The sequence below is a fragment of the Pseudomonas sp. SED1 genome (assembly GCF_034044025.1).
Taxonomy (GTDB): Bacteria; Pseudomonadota; Gammaproteobacteria; order Pseudomonadales; family Pseudomonadaceae; genus Aquipseudomonas.
The window spans coordinates 1-16,712 of sequence record NZ_JAXCIS010000069.1 but is presented as its reverse complement, the minus strand read 5'-3'; the positions used below and the strand labels follow the sequence as shown (position 1 = coordinate 16,712).

Annotated in this window: 16 protein-coding genes; 9 read left to right on the top strand and 7 right to left on the bottom strand. The window is 61.3% G+C overall.

The genetic code is table 11. The annotated features are described in order from the left end of the window. Positions 1-67: 67 nt before the first annotated feature. Complete coding sequence (locus SNL23_RS10845; RefSeq protein ID WP_167665219.1) at positions 68-484, bottom strand: hypothetical protein; 417 nt, start codon at positions 482-484, stop codon at positions 68-70. Between the two features lie 185 nt (positions 485-669). Here SNL23_RS10845 and SNL23_RS10840 point away from each other — a divergent pair, with 185 nt between their 5' ends. Then, the gene (locus SNL23_RS10840) at positions 670-1,548 is read left to right on the top strand and encodes a DMT family transporter (protein ID WP_017477864.1); all 879 of its coding nucleotides are present in this window, start codon (positions 670-672) and stop codon (positions 1,546-1,548) included. A gap of 5 nt (positions 1,549-1,553) precedes the next feature. On the opposite strand, the gene SNL23_RS10835 is transcribed toward SNL23_RS10840, so the two are convergent. Next, a complete protein-coding gene (locus SNL23_RS10835; RefSeq protein ID WP_318302238.1) occupies positions 1,554-2,888 on the bottom strand; it encodes an MFS transporter in 1,335 nt (444 codons plus the stop codon). Positions 2,889-3,142: 254 nt separating this feature from the next. Here SNL23_RS10835 and quiC point away from each other — a divergent pair, with 254 nt between their 5' ends. Further along, the gene (quiC, locus tag SNL23_RS10830; RefSeq protein WP_318302237.1) at positions 3,143-5,041 is read left to right on the top strand and encodes a 3-dehydroshikimate dehydratase QuiC; all 1,899 of its coding nucleotides are present in this window, start codon (positions 3,143-3,145) and stop codon (positions 5,039-5,041) included. A gap of 71 nt (positions 5,042-5,112) precedes the next feature. Then, positions 5,113-5,778: a TetR/AcrR family transcriptional regulator gene (locus SNL23_RS10825; RefSeq protein ID WP_167665221.1), complete on the top strand. Its 666-nt coding sequence runs from the start codon at positions 5,113-5,115 to the stop codon at positions 5,776-5,778. A gap of 142 nt (positions 5,779-5,920) precedes the next feature. Here SNL23_RS10825 and SNL23_RS10820 read toward each other — a convergent pair whose 3' ends face one another. Together SNL23_RS10820 and aroQ are read right to left on the bottom strand one after the other, a co-directional pair. Then, positions 5,921-6,781, bottom strand: coding sequence for a shikimate dehydrogenase (locus tag SNL23_RS10820; RefSeq protein ID WP_318302236.1), 861 nt, complete (start codon positions 6,779-6,781; stop codon positions 5,921-5,923). Further along, complete coding sequence (aroQ, locus tag SNL23_RS10815; RefSeq protein WP_318302235.1) at positions 6,778-7,218, bottom strand: type II 3-dehydroquinate dehydratase; 441 nt, start codon at positions 7,216-7,218, stop codon at positions 6,778-6,780. Before aroQ ends, SNL23_RS10820 begins: the two co-directional genes overlap by 4 nt. Positions 7,219-7,513: 295 nt before the next feature. Between aroQ and SNL23_RS10810 the strand changes: the two genes are divergently transcribed. Both SNL23_RS10810 and SNL23_RS10805 read left to right on the top strand, forming a co-directional pair. Further along, positions 7,514-7,942, top strand: a complete 429-nt coding sequence (locus SNL23_RS10810) for a DUF4160 domain-containing protein (RefSeq protein WP_318302234.1) — start codon at positions 7,514-7,516, stop codon at positions 7,940-7,942. Beyond that, entirely contained in the window at positions 7,939-8,406 is a 468-nt protein-coding gene (locus tag SNL23_RS10805; protein WP_076014045.1) for a DUF2442 domain-containing protein, read from the top strand. The genes SNL23_RS10810 and SNL23_RS10805 overlap by 4 nt, the downstream gene beginning before the upstream one ends. A gap of 41 nt (positions 8,407-8,447) precedes the next feature. Here SNL23_RS10805 and trmA read toward each other — a convergent pair whose 3' ends face one another. Both trmA and SNL23_RS10795 read right to left on the bottom strand, forming a co-directional pair. After that, positions 8,448-9,527: a tRNA (uridine(54)-C5)-methyltransferase TrmA gene (gene trmA, locus SNL23_RS10800; protein WP_318302233.1), complete on the bottom strand. Its 1,080-nt coding sequence runs from the start codon at positions 9,525-9,527 to the stop codon at positions 8,448-8,450. Continuing rightward, positions 9,524-10,819, bottom strand: a complete 1,296-nt coding sequence (locus SNL23_RS10795; RefSeq protein WP_003215557.1) for an NCS2 family permease — start codon at positions 10,817-10,819, stop codon at positions 9,524-9,526. The genes trmA and SNL23_RS10795 overlap by 4 nt, the downstream gene beginning before the upstream one ends. Before the next feature lie 200 nt (positions 10,820-11,019). Between SNL23_RS10795 and SNL23_RS10790 the strand changes: the two genes are divergently transcribed. From SNL23_RS10790 to SNL23_RS10775, 4 genes are all read left to right on the top strand, one after another. After that, positions 11,020-11,466 (top strand): DUF4879 domain-containing protein, encoded by a 447-nt coding sequence (locus tag SNL23_RS10790; RefSeq protein ID WP_076014043.1) that lies wholly within the window; start codon positions 11,020-11,022, stop codon positions 11,464-11,466. Between the two features lie 106 nt (positions 11,467-11,572). Then, positions 11,573-12,097, top strand: a complete 525-nt coding sequence (locus SNL23_RS10785) for a (2Fe-2S)-binding protein (protein WP_318302232.1) — start codon at positions 11,573-11,575, stop codon at positions 12,095-12,097. Then, entirely contained in the window at positions 12,094-13,083 is a 990-nt protein-coding gene (locus tag SNL23_RS10780; RefSeq protein WP_318302231.1) for an FAD binding domain-containing protein, read from the top strand. The genes SNL23_RS10785 and SNL23_RS10780 overlap by 4 nt, the downstream gene beginning before the upstream one ends. After that, on the top strand, positions 13,080-15,263 hold the full coding sequence (locus SNL23_RS10775) for a xanthine dehydrogenase family protein molybdopterin-binding subunit (RefSeq protein ID WP_318302230.1): 2,184 nt from the start codon (positions 13,080-13,082) through the stop codon (positions 15,261-15,263). The genes SNL23_RS10780 and SNL23_RS10775 overlap by 4 nt, the downstream gene beginning before the upstream one ends. Here the strand turns inward: SNL23_RS10775 and SNL23_RS10770 are convergent. Continuing rightward, positions 15,260-16,501 (bottom strand): MFS transporter, encoded by a 1,242-nt coding sequence (locus tag SNL23_RS10770; RefSeq protein WP_318302229.1) that lies wholly within the window; start codon positions 16,499-16,501, stop codon positions 15,260-15,262. The genes SNL23_RS10775 and SNL23_RS10770 overlap by 4 nt on opposite strands. Positions 16,502-16,712 lie beyond the last annotated feature (211 nt).

The following is a 16,712-nucleotide window of genomic DNA, read 5'->3' as shown; positions in this document are numbered from 1 at the left end:
TCCTCTTGATGGTTCTGCAGCTCAGTGTTGTTGGTGTGTAGGGTTGGCGCCAGTCCGGCTGTCGGTGTTAATCACGGCAATAACCTTCACCGGTGTCGACGATCAGGCAGTCTTTCTTGTCGGCCAGCCATTTCAGGCCGGTGGCTTCGCCGTCGCCGGCGCTCAGGATCTGCGGGCCGTCCGGGCGTTCAAAGGTGATGCCGTCTTCAGAGGCCTGGCCCTTGAAGGTGCCGGAATCATCGTCATCCAGGCCGTATTTCATGGTCAGTACATAGTGGCCGCGGCCAATGCTGTCGTCCTTGGCGATGGTCAGGTTCAGGCCTTCGACACCAATCCACTTGCCGACCCATTTGTCGGTGGGCAGCACTTCCGGTACCAGCGTCGCTTGGACGGAGGGCGGTGCCGGTGCTTTGGCGGTCTCGGCTTGTTTGTCGCAGGCGCTGAGCAGCGCCAGGGTCGAAAGAATAAACAGGGTTTTTTTCATGGTACGAAGGCCTTGGTTAAAAAACGCGCAATGGGCGGGCGGACGTGAGCGTTGGACTGGAAAACCGCAATTTAGTGCGCTGTTCGAACAGTGTTTGGTTATGCTCTTGAGCGAGGCGCGTCACCCGTTCTAGATTATGCCGCGGTATGCGGCGGTCATTTCAGCCTGCCACTCAAGAGAATGCAATGACCCTCAGCACCCCACTTTCCGGCGTCAACCACCCACTCAAAGGCATTTTGCTGATTGTGGTGGCCACTTTTCTGTTTTCCAGCCACGACGCGCTGTCCAAATACCTGGCCGGGTTTTACCCGATCGTGATGGTGGTGTGGGCCCGTTACCTGGTGCATACGCTGTTGATGGCCGGGATTTTCCTGCCGCAATCAGGGCTGCGGGTGCTGCGCAGCAAGCGCCCTTTGCTGCAGGTGGCGCGCGCGTTGTGCCTGCTGGGTACCAGCCTGTTTTTCACGGCGGCGTTGCACTTTATCCCGTTGGCCGAGGCCACGGCGGTCAACTTTCTTGCGCCGATCCTGGTCACTGCCTTGTCGGTGCCGCTGCTGGGTGAGCACGTGACCCGTGGCCAATGGCTGGCGGTGATTTGCGGGTTCATCGGGGTGCTGATCATTGTGCACCCGGGCGGTGAGCTGTTCACCCCGGCGGTGTTGTTGCCGCTGACGTCCGCGCTGTTCTTCTGCTTCTACCAACTGCTCACCCGCATCCTCAGCAAGTACGACACGCCCACCACCAGCAACTTCTTCGCCGGGCTGTGCAACACCTTGGTGATGAGTGCGCTGGTGCCGTTCTTCTGGCAAGTGCCGAGCCTGTGGCATGGCGTGCTGATGCTGGCGCTGGGCAGTTGCGGGATGACTGCACACTTGATGCTGACCCAGGCCTTCCGCTTCGCGGCGCCGGCCCTGCTGGCGCCGTTCGGCTATTGCCAGATCGTGTTTGCGGGGTTGTTGGGCTGGCTGGTGTTCAACCACACCCCGGACCTGACCACGGTGGTCGGGATCGGGGTGATTTGCCTGAGCGGGTTGGCCGCTGCCTGGCAGCAGCGGCGCAGGTAGGAGAATCAGGCCTCGACGGTCGGAATCTTGCGCGGCGCCATAAAGTACATCCAGATCAGCGCGATGAAATACATCGCCGGAATCAGGGTGAACAGCACCGTGTAGTTGTTGTTGGTCACGGTCAGGATATGGCCGACGATCTGGGTCATGAACATCCCGCCGATGGCCGCGCACATGCCGCCAAAGCCAAACACCGTGCTCATCATGTGCTTGGGTGTGTAGTCCATCACCAGGCTCCAGATGTTGGCCGTCCAGGCCTGGTGCGCGCCGATGGCCAGGGAGATGGCAAACACCGCGACCCACAACTGGCTGGAACCGGCGGCCATGATCACCCCGACGATGCAGCAGGCGAACAGCAGCATGGATAACAGCCGCGCCTTGATCGGATTCATCCCACGGCCGATCAGGAACGAAGACAGAATCCCGCCGCCGATGCTGCCGAAGTCCGCCGTCAGGTAAATGATGATCAGCGGGATGCCCATCTGGGTCACGTTGATGCCCAGGTTGTATTGCTGATTCAGGAACGGCGGCAGCCAGTACAGGTAGAACCAGAACACCGGTGCGGTCAACGAGTAGGCGAGGGCGAAGGCCCAGGTGCCGCGCATGCGCAGGATGCGGCTGAACGGCACGCGGGGTTGTTCTGGCTCGACTTCCTGCTGCACGTAGTCCAGTTCCGATTGCTTCACGCTCGGATGGTCTTCCGGGTTGTAGTACTTCAGGCCCCAGAACAGCAGCCAGATCGCACCCAGTGCCGACATGCACAGGAACGCGGCCTGCCAGCCCCATACATGCAGGATCAGCGGCAGCAGCATCGGCGTCATCATCGCGCCGACGTTGGTGCCGGCATTGAAGATCCCGGTGGCCACTGCCCGCTCGCCAGCAGGGAACCACAGGCGAGTGGTCTTGACGCAGGCCGGGTAGTTGGCAGCTTCGGTCAAACCGAGAATGAACCGACACACCATAAAGCCTACGGCCGAGGTGGCCAGGCCGTGGGCACCGGTGGCCAGGCTCCACAGCAGCACCGCGCAGAAAAACACGCGCTTGACGCCGACCCGGTCGATCAACCGGCCTTGCAGCACAAAGCCGATGGCGTAGCCGACCTGGAACCAGAAGTTGATGTTGGCGTAGTCCATCGCCGTCCAGCTCATTTCCTTGGCCAGGATCGGTTGCATTACACCGAGGGCGGCACGGTCGATGTAGTTCAGGGTGGTGGCGAAAAACACCAGGGCCAGCATGCCCCAGCGGGTTTTACCGACAGCCATGGCGCCACGGATTTTGTCGCCGATGCCGCTATGGGGATTGCTGTGGCGCACGGCCACGGCGGGATTTTGCGAAGGCATGAGGAAGTACCCGTTTTTTTGAAATTTTTATGGTGTGTTCAGGGTCTTGGTTAACCGAGGCCACTCAACAAGAGCGGGACTCAATGTGCTGTCGATGGTGAGCAGTGGCTAAAAAATCGTCAATTCGCTGATTGCCATTCTGTTCGATAATCGCCCATAAAACTAACCGGTTCGTACATTTCAATTGCTGTGTCGAGTCTAGCGGCCAATAATTTGCCGTAAATAAGACATGCCTCAATGCCGGGAGTCGCCCCATGCAACGCTCCATCGCCACCGTTTCCTTGAGCGGAACCCTGCCGGAAAAACTCGAAGCCATCGCGGCCGCCGGGTTTGACGGCGTGGAAATCTTCGAAAACGATCTGCTGTATTACGACGGCAGCCCGCGGGAAGTTAGGCAGATGTGCGCCGACCTCGGCATTGCCATCACCTTGTTCCAGCCCTTTCGGGATTTTGAAGGCTGCCGCCGCGACCGCCTGGCGCGCAATTTGGAGCGGGCCGAGCGCAAGTTCGACTTGATGCAGGAGCTGGGCACCGACCTGGTGCTGGTGTGCAGTAACGCGTCAGCCGATTCCGTTGGCGATGAAAGCATTCTGCTGGATGACTTGAGCCTGCTGGCCGAACACGCTGGCCGCCGTGGCCTGCACATTGGCTATGAAGCCTTGGCCTGGGGCCGGCACGTCAACACCTGGCAGCAGGTGTGGAACCTGGTGCGCAAGATCGATCACCCGAGCCTGGGCGTGTTGCTCGACAGCTTCCACACGCTGTCCCTCAAGGGCGACCCGAGCGCCATCGCCGAGATTCCCGGCGACAAGATCTTCTTTGTGCAGATGGCCGACGCGCCGATCCTGGCCATGGATGTACTGGAGTGGAGCCGGCATTTCCGCTGCTTCCCCGGGCAAGGCGAATTCGACCTGGCGGGCTTTCTCGCCCCAATCATCAAGAGCGGCTACACGGGGCCGTTGTCGTTGGAAATCTTCAACGACGGCTTCCGCGCCGCGCCCACCCGGGCGAATGCCGCCGACGGCCTGCGCTCGCTGCTGTACCTTGAAGAGAAGACCCGGCAGCGGCTGGCGGAGGAAGCCAAACCGATCCCCGAGATTCTGTTTGAAACCCCGGCCGCCAGCGAATACGACGGCATTGAATTCCTGGAATTTGCCGTGGATGAAAACCTCGGTGCCAAGCTCACCTCATGGCTGGAGCGCCTGGGCTTCGTCAAGGCCGGGCAGCATCGCTCCAAAAGCGTGAGCCTGCTGCGCCAGGGTGATATCAACCTGATCCTCAATTGCGAACCCTATTCCTTTGCCCATAACTTCTTCGAGGCCCACGGCCCGTCGTTGTGCGCCACGGCGATCCGCGTGAAGGACAGCGCCAAGGCCCTGGAGCGTGCGGTGGCCTACAAGGGCCAGCCGTATCGTGGCCTGGTCGGCCCCAACGAGCTGGAGCTGGCGGCCGTTCGTGCACCAGATGGCAGCCTGATCTACCTGGTGGACCAGAACGAAGGCGGCCTGTACGACACCGACTTCAACCTGCAACCTGCAAGCGCTGCCAGCGGCGGCCTGCTGCGCATCGACCACATGGCGATGGCCTTGCCCGCCGACAGCCTCGACAGCTGGGTGCTGTTCTACAAAAGCCTGCTGGATTTCGAGGCCGATGATGAAGTGGTGCTGCCCGACCCCTACGGCCTGGTGAAAAGCCGGGCACTGCGCAGTCGCTGCAGCTCGATTCGCCTGCCGCTGAATATTTCCGAGAACCGCAACACCGCGATTTCCCACGCGCTGTCGAGCTATCGAGGCTCGGGCGTGCACCACATTGCCTTCGACTGCGCAGACATTTTCGCCGAAGTCAGCCGGGCCAAGGATGCCGGCGTGCCGCTGCTGGATATTCCGCTGAACTACTACGATGACCTGGCAGCGCGGTTTGATTTCGACGACGAGTTCCTCAGCCAGCTGGCGTACTACAACGTGCTGTACGACCGCGATGCCCAGGGCGGTGAGCTGTTTCACGTTTACACCGAGCCGTTCGAAGGCCGGTTTTTCTTCGAGATCATCCAGCGCAAGAACGGTTACACCGGTTACGGCGCGGCCAACGTGGCGGTGCGCCTGGCGGCCATGGCCAAGTCCCGCAGCGGTGCGGCGCGCCAGGCCAGGTTGTAAGGTGCTGGCGCTTCCTTCGGCGTGCGGCGCGGCCCATAATCACCGCCTGCACCTAAGGCCGTGAGCGCACCATGACCCTGACTTCCGAGCTTCCCGCCGCGGCCACTGCGCCGCGCAAGAGCCGCAAGAACAACCCGGAAAAGACCCGCGAGAACATTCTCCAGGAAGCCATCGTCGAGTTTGTTCAGCAGGGCCTGTCCGGCGCCCGAGTGGACGCGATCGCGGAGCGTATCCAGACCTCCAAGCGCATGATCTATTACTACTTCGGCAGCAAGGAGCAGCTCTACGTCGAGGTGCTGGAGAAGCTCTACGGCGACATTCGCAACACCGAGACCCGGATGAAGCTGACGGCCCTGGAGCCCCGGGAAGCGATTCGCCGGCTGGTGGAGTTCACCTTTGATCACCACGATCAGAACGTGGATTTTGTGCGGATCGTGAGCATCGAGAACATTCATAACGCCGAGTACGTAAAGCAGTCGACGTCGATCAAGGCGATGAACAGCAACATCCTCGAAGCCCTCGGCACTACGTTGCGCCGGGGTGCGGAGATGGGGTTGTTCCGCGAAGGGCTGGAGCCGCTGGACGTGCACCTGCTGATCAACTCGTTCAGCTTTTATCGAGTGTCCAACCGCCACACCTTCAGCGAGATCTTTCAGATCGAGTTGTCGGATGAGGCGGTCAAGCAGCGGCATCGGGCGATGATCTGCGAGTCGGTGTTGCGCTATTTGCAGGCTTGAGCTGACACAGTTAATGGAACAACTCGGTCAAATGTGGGAGCGGGCTTGCTCGCGAATGCGGAGTGTCAGCCACCGGATGTTTTACTGAGCCACCGCATTCGCGAGCAAGCCCGCTCCCACATTTTTGATCCCGTTTCTGCAGCTAGATGTTCATGCTTCCGAAGTGCGCGAGCATTCTCTCGGCATCCGCCACTTCGCCAGTGAACAACTCAAACGCCTTCACCGCCTGAAACACCGCCATGTTGCCGCCATCCAGGGTGCGGCAGCCCAAGGCACGGGCGTTGCGCAGCAGTTCGGTTTCCAGCGGGAAATACACAATCTCCGCTACCCACAAGTCGGCGCGCAAGGTGTCCAGCGCCACGGGCATGCCCGGCAGCTTGGCCATGCCCATGGGTGTGGTATTCACCAGGCCGTCGGCTTCGGCCATGGCGCTTTCCAGGTCATTGCCGGCCTGGGCCCGACCAGCGCCGAAATGCTGGTTGAGGTTGTCCGCCAGGCTGCGGGCGCGTTCGGCATCCACGTCGAAGATACTCAAGCGTTCCACGCCTTCGCCCAGCAGCGCATGGGCCACTGCCGCCCCGGCACCGCCCGCGCCCATCTGCACCACGAACGTGCGAGCCACATCATTCAAGCCGCGACGAAAACCTTCGGCAAAGCCCAGGCAGTCGGTGTTGTGGCCGATGCGTTTACCGTCGCAAAGCACCACGGTATTCACCGCGCCGATGCCCCGCGCTTCGGGCGAAAGGTCATCCAGCAACGGCAGGATCGCCTGCTTGCACGGGTAGGTGATGTTCAAGCCGGTGAAGTTCATCTGCTCGGCAGCCATCAACAGGTCGGGCAGGGCGCGGGTATCTGTCTGCAACTGATCGAGGTCGATCAGCCGATACAGGTAACGCAAGCCCTGGGCGTCACCTTCGCGCTCGTGCAGGGCCGGGGTGCGGGAAGCCTGGATGCCGGCGCCTATCAGGCCGGCGAGAATTCGACGTTTGGACACCGGGTTCATCCCCTCAAGGTCTTGCTGAAATGTTCGAGGGCCAGGTGATAACCATGGCTGCCAAAACCGGCCAGCACTGCCTTGGCGATCGGCGATACAAACGAGTGATGACGGAACGCTTCCCGGGCATGCACGTTGGACAAATGCACCTCGATCACCGGCACTTCACTGGCCACCAGCGCGTCGCGGATCGCCACCGAGGTGTGGGTCCAGGCCGCGGGGTTGATCACGATGCCGGCACAACGGGCGCGGGCGCCGTGGATCCAGTCCAGCAATTCGCCTTCGTGGTTGGTCTGGCGGAATTCGACTTTCAGTCCGAGCTGTTCGGCGCTGCGGCCACACAGGGCGGCGACGTCGGCCAGGGTTTCGTGGCCATAAGTGGCGGGCTCGCGAGTGCCGAGCAGGTTGAGATTGGGGCCGTTGAGCACCAGCACGATAGGGGGCATGAAGGGTTCTCCACTGTTGTTTTTATGTATGCCGATAAAATGTACTGGATGGTTAATTTGGTCAATCACCTGGGTGGGAACCGTTCGATTACCGAACGCCAATTGAAAGCAGGTGTAACTCGGTGGCTCGTTTTCTGGGCGTTGTTCCCTCTTTCCATGAGCGGTTACAACCCGGCAGTCGACGAACTAGCGCCTGCAACTAGCCTGTGACGGTATCTCCAGCAAGAGGAGCCGGTTGTCGGGTGCATGAGGAAAAGTGTTACCTGGCGGAAAATAACCTAACGGATGGGTTACGATGAAGGTAGGCACTTACAAAGGACATGTGATTGCGGTGTTTCTCAGGGATGAGCATTGCCCGCCTCATGTGCATGTGGCCGGCAAGGAATGGGATGCGCGGTTTCGTTTCAGTTTTCTGGATGGGCATGTGGCGTTGTGGGATGTAGACCCCGAACGGCGTCGGCCATCGGTGTCGATTCTTGAAGGGATTCGCCACACCCTCATGCAACCGCATTACCTGGCGCGGGCGCGAAGGATCTGGTGGGAAAAACTGCAAACGGTCTGCCTGGAAAACCATTCCTGGGATTGGGAAGCCGGTGAGGTGTTGCCCGGGTTGATCATTCAGCGGGGCGTTTATGTGATTGCACGTGCCCGGCACGATGTTGTGGGGCAGAAAACAATTTTGAATCTGGTCAGGGCGCCGGGTTTTGTGGAGATCGATTTATGAAAAAAATCGTAAAGGCCAAAGTTTTACCGTATGTACCGATCACCGAGGCCGATATCGACAAGGCAATAGACCGAGGACGCAGGTCAACGCGTCTGTACGCTAACGCCAGCAATGTGCGTTATGAAAATGACTGCATATCCATTGGTTTCAGCGACGGCAGTCGCGTCATGTTGCCTGTGGCGGGGCTGCCGGAATTCGAAGGGTTCAGCTTGCAGGATTTCCAGCAATTGGAGGTCGGTTTTGGTGGAAAGGCGCTTTGCTGTGAGGCCCAGGACCTGGATGTTTCCATCACGGGCCTTATCGCCACAAGCCAGCCGTTAATGGCCCTGGCTACGAGCCTGGTAGCCTCCAGCAACGGTCGCAAGAGCAGCGCTGCCAAATCCGCCGCCGCCCGAGCCAATGGCAAGAAGGGCGGCCGGCCACGCAAGGAGGTTTTGGAGGACGCTGATTCAACTGATGTATGAGGATCCAATGTGAGAGCTGGACAGCTCCCACACCTGGTTACTTACCGCCGGGTCAGCAACACACCCGATTCCATATGGTGCGTCCACGGGAACTGGTCAAACAACGCGCACTTGGTAATCCGGTGCGTGTCGTGCAGTTGCGCGATGTTCGCCGCCAGCGTCTCCGGGTTGCAGGAGATGTACAGGATGTTCTCGAAGCGCCGGGTCAGCTCGCAGGTGTCCGGGTCCATCCCGGCACGCGGCGGGTCGACGAACACGCTACCGAATTCGTAGCTCTTGAGGTCGATGCCGTGCAGGCGTCGGAACGGCCGCACTTCGTTCAAGGCTTCGGTCAGTTCTTCAGCAGACAAGCGCACCAGGGTGACGTTATCCACCGCGTTTTCATCGAGGTTGCTCAGGGCCGCATTCACCGAGGTTTTGCTGATTTCGGTGGCCAGCACTTTGCGCACGCGGGTGGCCAGGGGCAGGGTGAAGTTGCCGTTGCCGCAATACAGCTCGAGCAAGTCATCACTGCGCTCGCCCAAAGCGTCGTACGCCCAGTTGAGCATCTTCTGGTTCACGGTGCCGTTGGGCTGGGTGAACGCGCCTTCAGGCTGGCGATAGCTGAAGGTACGTCCGCCGACGTCGAGTTTCTCGACCACGTAATCGCGGCCGATCACGTCACGCTTGCCCTTCGAACGGCCGATGATGCTGACATTCAGATCAGCCGCCAGTTTGTTCGCTGCCGTATGCCAATGCTCATCCAGCGGGCGGTGATAACACAGGGTGATCATCGCGTCGCCGGCCAGGGTGGTGAGGAACTCCACCTGGAACAGCTTGTGGCTCAGGGCGGCGCTGGCTTGCCAGGCGGCCTTGAGCTGCGGCATCAACTGGTTGATGCGCAGGCTGGCAATCGGGAACTCTTCGATGAGGATCGGCGTGCGCTTGTCGTCCTGGGAGAACATCGCGTAGTGGCGCTGACCCTCTTCGCGCCACAGGCGGAACTCCGCCCGCAAGCGGAAGTTCTGCAACGGCGAGTCGAAAACCTGAGGCTCCGGCGCGTCGAACGGCGCCAGCAGGTCACGCAAGCGCGTGACCTTTTCTTCCAGTTGAACGGTGTAGCTTGCGGCGTCAAAAGTCATGCGTTGAACCAGCCCAGCTTGATCACGAACAGAATCGACAGGATCACCAGCGCCGGGTTCAGCTCACGGTAGCGGCCCGAAAGCAGCTTGATGGCGGTCCAGGCGATGAAACCGAAGGCAATGCCGTTGGCGATGGAATAAGTGAATGGCATCGCCAGGGCGGTGATCACCACCGGCGCGGCGACGGTGATGTCGTCCCAGTCGATTTCGGCCAGGCCCGAGGTCATCAGTACGGCAACAAACAACAGCGCCGGTGCGGTGGCGAAGGCCGGAACGCTGGCCGCCAGTGGCGAGAAGAACAGCGCCAGCAGGAACAGGATCGCGACCACAACCGCGGTCAAACCGGTACGGCCACCGGCGCTCACGCCCGCAGCCGATTCGATGTAGCTGGTGGTGGTCGAGGTGCCCAGCAGCGAGCCGGCCATGGCCGCCGTGCTGTCAGCGATCAGCGCACGGCCCATTTTCGGCATGTGGCCGTCCTTGCCCATCAGACCCGCGCGCTTGGCGACGCCGATCAGGGTGCCGGAGTTGTCGAACAGGTCGACGAACAGGAACGCGAAGATCACGCTCACCAGGCCGATGTCCAGGGCGCCTTTGATGTCCAGTTGCAGGAAGGTTGGGGCCAGCGAAGGTGGCATCGACATCACGCCGCCGAACGGGGTGAAACCCAGCACGATGGAGGCGATGGTCACCACCAGGATGCCGATCAACACGGCGCCGCGCACTTTCAGGGCTTCCAGCGCAACGATCAGCGCGAAACCGAGGGTGGCGAGGATCGGTGCCGGTTGTTTCAGGTCGCCCAGGCCCACCATGGTGGCCGGGTTGCTGACCACGATGCCGGCGTTGTGCAGGGCGATCAACGCCAGGAACAGGCCGATACCCGCCGCAATCGCCGAGCGCAGCGGCAGCGGGATGCTGTTGATGATCCATTCACGGATGCGGAAGATCGACAGCAGGAAGAACAGCACCGCCGAGATGAACACGGCACCCAGCGCCACTTGCCAGGTATGGCCCATGTGCAGGACGACGGTGTAGGTGAAGAACGCGTTGAGGCCCATGCCCGGTGCCAGGGCAATCGGGTAGTTGGCGATCAGGCCCATCACGGTGGAACCGATGGCCGCCGCCAGGCAGGTCGCGACAAAGACCGCGCCCTTGTCCATGCCGGTCTCGCCGAGGATGCTCGGGTTGACGAACAGGATGTAGGCCATGGCCAGGAAGGTGGTGACGCCCGCGAGAATCTCGGTGCGCACATTTGTGTTGTGTGCCTTGAGTTGAAACAGCTTTTCCAGCATGCCTGCTCCCTGTGACGCTATTTTGCGTCGTTATTTGTTGACCTCTAAGTCAAAGCACAAACTGCGCCAAGCGGCTGTGGTTCCAGAGAGGATCGGAAAAAGCGGCGCATCATACCAGCAGCCGAGGGCCAGTGGCGCATAGGCTTGATCATGGCCTTGAGGCATACTGCGCCGACGTTTATTACAGGGTCATCGACAGCATGAAAAAAGCCAGCGCCTGGAGTCTAGCTCTGTTCGGTTGTATCGGCCTGTGGCTCGGTGCAGCACCGGCGTGGGGCGCGCCTGCACCGGCGTTGAGCGAGGTGCGGGTGTTCAAGGTGCAGTCGGCCAATTGCACGGAAACCATCCCTGAACGGGCGGCCAGCACCCAGATGTGCACGCACCGTGGGCAGACGCTGGTGTACGTGATGGAAGTCGGCCTGGGCAACAGCTCCCAGGCGTTTTTCGACGGCGCGCCGGTGTCCGGCACCAGCACCGCCATCTGCCAGGTCGGCTCCATCAGCCAGGCGTGCAGCGGCGCGGGAACGTTGATGGGCTACATCTATACGTTCCAACTGGAAGTCGAAGCCGGCGGCACGTTCCAGTACAGCAACACCTCGATCAACCCACCGCGCAACCAATTGGTCACCACCCTCAGCATTCGCTGATCGCCACCCATCAATTGCCTTGAACGCTCATAAACTCCGCAAGTCGGACCGCTAAGACGGCGACTTTTCTGAACGCCGCGATTGCACACCAATCCGTGAGGTGTTTATGAGCGCGACCCCCAATGGCGCGGCGGCCCAGCCGTTCGTCGCCCACTCCATACGCTTGACCCTCAATGGTCAGGACCACTCACTCGACGTATTGCCCTGGATCACCCTGCTGGACCTGTTGCGCGAACAACTGGACCTGACCGGCACCAAGAAGGGCTGCGACCACGGCCAGTGCGGCGCCTGCACCGTGTTGCTCAACGGTAAACGGGTGAACGCCTGCCTGACCCTGGCGGTGATGTGCGACGGTGCCGAATTGACCACCATCGAAGGCCTGGCCTCGGGCGAAGACCTGCACCCGATGCAAAAGGCCTTTATCAAGCACGACGCCTTTCAGTGTGGCTACTGCACGCCGGGCCAGATTTGCTCGGCGGTGGGCCTGGCCCGTGAAGGCCGCGCCCACGACACCGCGCAAATCCAGGAACTGATGAGCGGCAATCTGTGCCGCTGCGGCGCCTACAACAACATCCGCGATGCCATCGAAGAAGCCTTGCCGGCGTGCCGTGCGCAGGGAGGTGAGCAATGAATCCCTTCCATTACAGCAAACCGCTGGATGTGCAGGAGGCGGTGCATTTGGTCAGCCCGGCATCGCGGTTTATTGCCGGTGGTACCAACCTGTTGGACTTGATGAAAGAAAACATCAGCCGCCCCGAGCACCTGATCGATATCACCGGCCTGCCGCTTCGTGACGTGGAAGAAACCACCGAAGGCGGCCTGATGATCGGCGCCCTGGTGAGCAACGCCGACCTCGCGTGGCACCCACTGATCGAACAACGCTACCCGTTGTTGTCCCAAGCCATCCTTGCCGGCGCCTCGCCGCAATTGCGCAATATGGCCAGCACCGGCGGCAACCTGTTGCAACGCACCCGTTGCTACTACTTTTATGACGCCGCCGTGCCCTGCAACAAACGCGAGCCCGGCAGCGGTTGCCAGGCGCGGGTCGGGTTGAATCGTATCCATGCGATTCTCGGCGCCAGCGATCAGTGTGTCGCCACCCATCCTTCGGACATGTGCGTGGCCCTGGCCGCGTTGGATGCCAGGGTGCATGTGCAGGGTCGGGGTGGTGCGCGGGTCATCGAGTTCGCCGACTTTCATCGGTTGCCGGGGGATGCGCCCCAGCGGGATAACCAGTTGGCCGATGATGAGTTGATCACTGCGATCGAGTTGCCCGCTGACCACCTGGCTGCCCACAGCCACTACGTGAAGATCCGTGACCGCGCTTCTTATGCATTCGCTTTGGTATCCGTTGCGGCAGCGCTGGAACTGGAAGGCGATGTGATCGTAGACGCGCGCCTGGCCCTTGGCGGCGTCGCCCACAAGCCCTGGCGTGACCGCGCGGTGGAAGCCGCGCTGATCGGCCAGTCCGTCAGCCGCGAAACCTTCAGCACTGCCGCCGAAACCTTGCTGCTGGACGCCGAGCCGCTGGAACACAACGGCTTCAAGATCAAACTGGCACGCCGCGCGATCATTCGTGCCCTGAGCGATGCCGCTGTTGCGGGAGCCACATCATGAGTGCGATCGGCAAGCCGTTGGACCGGGTGGACGGTCTGCTCAAAGTGACCGGGCAAGCGCGATATGCCGGAGAATTCCCCGAGGATGGCCTGCTGCACGGCAGCGTGGTGTCGAGCAACATCGCCAAGGGCCGGGTTGTCCGCATCGATGCTTCCAAAGCCCTGGCGCTGCCCGGGGTAGTGATGGTGCTTGATCACCTCAACCGCCCGAAACTCGCCAGTTACGACGACAGCTACGCCGATGCCGATGCCGCCGACGGCTCGCCATTTCGCCCGCTGTACAACGACCGCGTGCTGTATAGCGGCCAGCCGTTGGCATTGGTGATTGCCGGTAACCTGGAATTGGCGCGTCATGCCGGCTCTTTGGTGGAGATCGAATATGCCGCCGAACCCTCCGAGACCGACCTGTTGGCCTTGCAGGACCAGGCGCACCCATCGCCGCAAACACCGCCCAAGCCGCGCGGCAACTTCCAGGCCGAATGGACCGGCGCCGCCACGAGCCTGGACCTGCACTACAGCACGCCCATCGAGCACCACAACCCGATGGAGCCACACGCCAGCACCGTGCTGTATCAGCCGGACGGCACCTTGCATATCCACGACAAGACCCAGGGCCCGCAGAACTGCCAGGCTTACGTGCAGAAAGTCTTCGGCCTGGATAAGAGCCAGGTGCGAATCTTCGCTGCGTTTGTCGGTGGTGCCTTCGGTTCAGGCTTGCGGCCGCAGTACCAACTGCCGCTGGCAGTCATGGCATCGCTGGCCCTGAAGCGTTCGGTGCGCGTCACTCTTACACGCCAGCAGATGTTCACTTTTGGCTATCGCCCGCGCACCTTGCAGCGCCTGCAATTGGGCGCAGCCGCGAATGGTCGCTTGCTCGCCCTGGGCCACACCGCCATCGGCCAGACCTCGCGCTTCGAGGATTTCAGTGAGCACGTGGTGGAGTGGAGCGGCATGCTCTATCACTGCGATAACGTGCTGTTGACCTACAAACTGGTGCCGCTGGATGTGTTCACGCCGTTGGACATGCGCGCACCCGGCGCGGCGCTCGGGGTGATCGGCCTGGAGTGCGCCATGGACGAACTGGCCTGCGCCCTGGGCATCGACCCGGTGCAACTGCGGCTGATCAACTACGCCGAGCGCAATCAGAACGAAGACAAGCCCTGGTCCAGCAAAGCCTTGCGTGAGTGCTACAGCGAAGGTGCCGAGCGTTTCGGCTGGAGCCAGCGCAACCCGGAACCACGGAGCATGCGCGACGGTCGCCAACTGATCGGTTGGGGCATGGCCGGCGGCGTATGGGAAGCGATGCAAATGAAGGCCAGCGCCAAGGCGCGAATCGATCACCTGGGCAAACTCACGGTCAGCAGTGCCACCACCGATATCGGCACCGGCACTTACACGGTCATGGTCCAGATTGCGGCCCAGGCCAGTGGCGTATCGGTGGGCGACGTGACGTTCCTGCTGGGGGATTCATCACTGCCGACGGCGCCGCTGCAGGGTGGCTCGTTTACCGTGTCGTCGGTGGGCAGCGCGGTGCAGCAGGCGTGCGAGGCGTTGAATGCCAAGCTGCTGGATATTGCGCGCAAGACGTATCCGGCTTTTAAAGATGCCGAGTCGGCGCGGTTCGAGAATGGCCAGTTGCATGCCGGGGACCAGCGCATCTCCCTGGCGCAACTGGTGCAGGACAGCGGTGAGCAGGCGCTGGAGGTGCAGGTGGATTGCGAGCCAGGCAAACAGCGCGAAGGCTATGCTTCAGCCACTCATTCGGCGGTGTTCGTCGAAGTGCGGGTGGATGAGGACCTGGGCACTATCAAGGTCAGCCGGGTGGTCAGTGCGGTTGCGGCCGGGCGGGTGGTTAATCCGAAAATGGCCCGCAGCCAGATTCTCGGCGGTGTGGTCTGGGGCATCGGCATGGCGTTGCATGAGGAGACCCAAATTGACCATCAATTAGGCCGCTATATGAACCACAGCCTGGCCGAGTACCACATCCCGGTAAACGCGGATATCGGCGAGATTGATGTGCTGTTTGTCGAAGAACACGACGAGATCGTTAACGCCCTGGGTTCCAAGGGCGTCGGCGAGATCGGGATTGTCGGGGTTGCCGCTGCGGTGGCCAACGCGGTGTATCACGCCACCGGCAAGCGGGTGCGGGACTTTCCCGTCACTCTCGACAAGGTGTTCTAAACCTTGGCGGGTTCTTCCACCGGCACATGCATGCGGTCGCGGTTGGCCAGGGTCGGGAACAGTTTGATCCAGACCCCGGTCACCACCAGCGTGCCGATGCCGCCCATGACCACGGCGGGCACGGTGCCGAACCAGTGGGCGGTAATTCCTGACTCAAACTCGCCCAACTGATTCGACGCGCCGATAAACAGCCCGTTGACCGCGCTCACCCGGCCGCGCATTTCATCCGGGGTTTCCAGTTGCACGAACGAGGCGCGGATCACCATGCTGATCATGTCCGCTGCGCCCAATACCACCAATACGGCCAGGGAGAACCAGAACGAGGTCGACAGGCCGAATGCAATGGTAGCTACGCCAAACACCCCGACCGCCGTAAACATGATCCGCCCGACATGCCGGTCCACGGCAAACCGTGCCAGCCACAACGACATCAACAATGCCCCGACCGCTGGCGCCGAACGCAGCAGCCCGAGGCCCCATGGGCCGGTCAGCAGAATGTCCTTGGCAAACACCGGCAGCAACGCGGTGGCGCCGCCCAGCAGTACGGCAAACAGGTCCAGGGAAATCGCCCCGAGGATGTCTGGCCGACTGCGGATAAAACGAATCCCGGCCAGCAACGAATCCATGGTCGCCTTGGCCTTGTTCAGCGGCGTCTGGCGCGCAGGCAGGTTGAGGGTCAGCACGCAGGCGATCAGGTACAGCACCACCGTGGGGCCGTACACCCAGACGCTGCCGAAGGCGTATAACAAACCGCCCAGAGCCGGCGCCACGATGGTGGCCAATTGCTGGGCCGACTGCGACGACGCCACCGCGCGGGGAAACAGTGCGGTGGGCACGATGCTCGGCAGCATGGCCTGGGTGGTGGGCATTTCAAACGAGCGGGCAGCGCCCAGCAGGAACGCCAGGATAAAAATCATCTCGCGGGTGACATTGCCGGTGAGTCCGCCGATCGCCAGGGACAGCGCGATCAACGCTTGAACGGTTTGGCAGATGGCTGCGACCTTGCGCCGTTCATAGCGGTCGGCCACATGGCCGGTGTGCAGCATGAACAGCACCCGCGGCACGAATTCCACCAGGCCGACCAAACCCAGGTCCAGCACGTTGCCGGTCAGTTGGTAGAGGTTCCAGCCGATGGCCACGGTGAGCATCTGGAAGCCGCTGGCGGTGAAGATCCGCGCCAGCCAGAACGCGATGAAAGGGCGGTGATGACGTAACAGCAGCGCGGGTTCACTGGGCATCGGGGAGACGGGTCTGGGTGGGGGAACGGTGAGGTTATCACCAACTTGTAACCAATAGTTGCGTGGTGGGTTGGGGGGATGAGATATGTTCAGTCTGGCTGAGTACATATCCGTTTCTTCGGTAACGGCCACCTATGGTTCCGCTCTTACAGCGGGTCACTTTTGGCAAACGCCCCAAAAGTAACCAAAAGGTCTTTGCCCCACCACTCGG

Excerpts from the sequence above, each read along its gene's own strand:
- SNL23_RS10845 (WP_167665219.1), bottom strand. The coding sequence starts at position 484 with ATGAAAAAAACCCTGTTTATTCTTTCGACCCTGGCGCTGCTCAGCGCC.
- SNL23_RS10840 (WP_017477864.1), top strand. The coding sequence starts at position 670 with ATGACCCTCAGCACCCCACTTTCCGGCGTCAACCACCCACTCAAAGGC.
- SNL23_RS10835 (WP_318302238.1), bottom strand. The coding sequence starts at position 2,888 with ATGCCTTCGCAAAATCCCGCCGTGGCCGTGCGCCACAGCAATCCCCAT.
- quiC (WP_318302237.1), top strand. The coding sequence starts at position 3,143 with ATGCAACGCTCCATCGCCACCGTTTCCTTGAGCGGAACCCTGCCGGAA.
- SNL23_RS10825 (WP_167665221.1), top strand. The coding sequence starts at position 5,113 with ATGACCCTGACTTCCGAGCTTCCCGCCGCGGCCACTGCGCCGCGCAAG.
- SNL23_RS10820 (WP_318302236.1), bottom strand. The coding sequence starts at position 6,781 with ATGAACCCGGTGTCCAAACGTCGAATTCTCGCCGGCCTGATAGGCGCC.
- aroQ (WP_318302235.1), bottom strand. The coding sequence starts at position 7,218 with ATGCCCCCTATCGTGCTGGTGCTCAACGGCCCCAATCTCAACCTGCTC.
- SNL23_RS10810 (WP_318302234.1), top strand. The coding sequence starts at position 7,514 with ATGAAGGTAGGCACTTACAAAGGACATGTGATTGCGGTGTTTCTCAGG.
- SNL23_RS10805 (WP_076014045.1), top strand. The coding sequence starts at position 7,939 with ATGAAAAAAATCGTAAAGGCCAAAGTTTTACCGTATGTACCGATCACC.
- trmA (WP_318302233.1), bottom strand. The coding sequence starts at position 9,527 with ATGACTTTTGACGCCGCAAGCTACACCGTTCAACTGGAAGAAAAGGTC.
- SNL23_RS10795 (WP_003215557.1), bottom strand. The coding sequence starts at position 10,819 with ATGCTGGAAAAGCTGTTTCAACTCAAGGCACACAACACAAATGTGCGC.
- SNL23_RS10790 (WP_076014043.1), top strand. The coding sequence starts at position 11,020 with ATGAAAAAAGCCAGCGCCTGGAGTCTAGCTCTGTTCGGTTGTATCGGC.
- SNL23_RS10785 (WP_318302232.1), top strand. The coding sequence starts at position 11,573 with ATGAGCGCGACCCCCAATGGCGCGGCGGCCCAGCCGTTCGTCGCCCAC.
- SNL23_RS10780 (WP_318302231.1), top strand. The coding sequence starts at position 12,094 with ATGAATCCCTTCCATTACAGCAAACCGCTGGATGTGCAGGAGGCGGTG.
- SNL23_RS10775 (WP_318302230.1), top strand. The coding sequence starts at position 13,080 with ATGAGTGCGATCGGCAAGCCGTTGGACCGGGTGGACGGTCTGCTCAAA.
- SNL23_RS10770 (WP_318302229.1), bottom strand. The coding sequence starts at position 16,501 with ATGCCCAGTGAACCCGCGCTGCTGTTACGTCATCACCGCCCTTTCATC.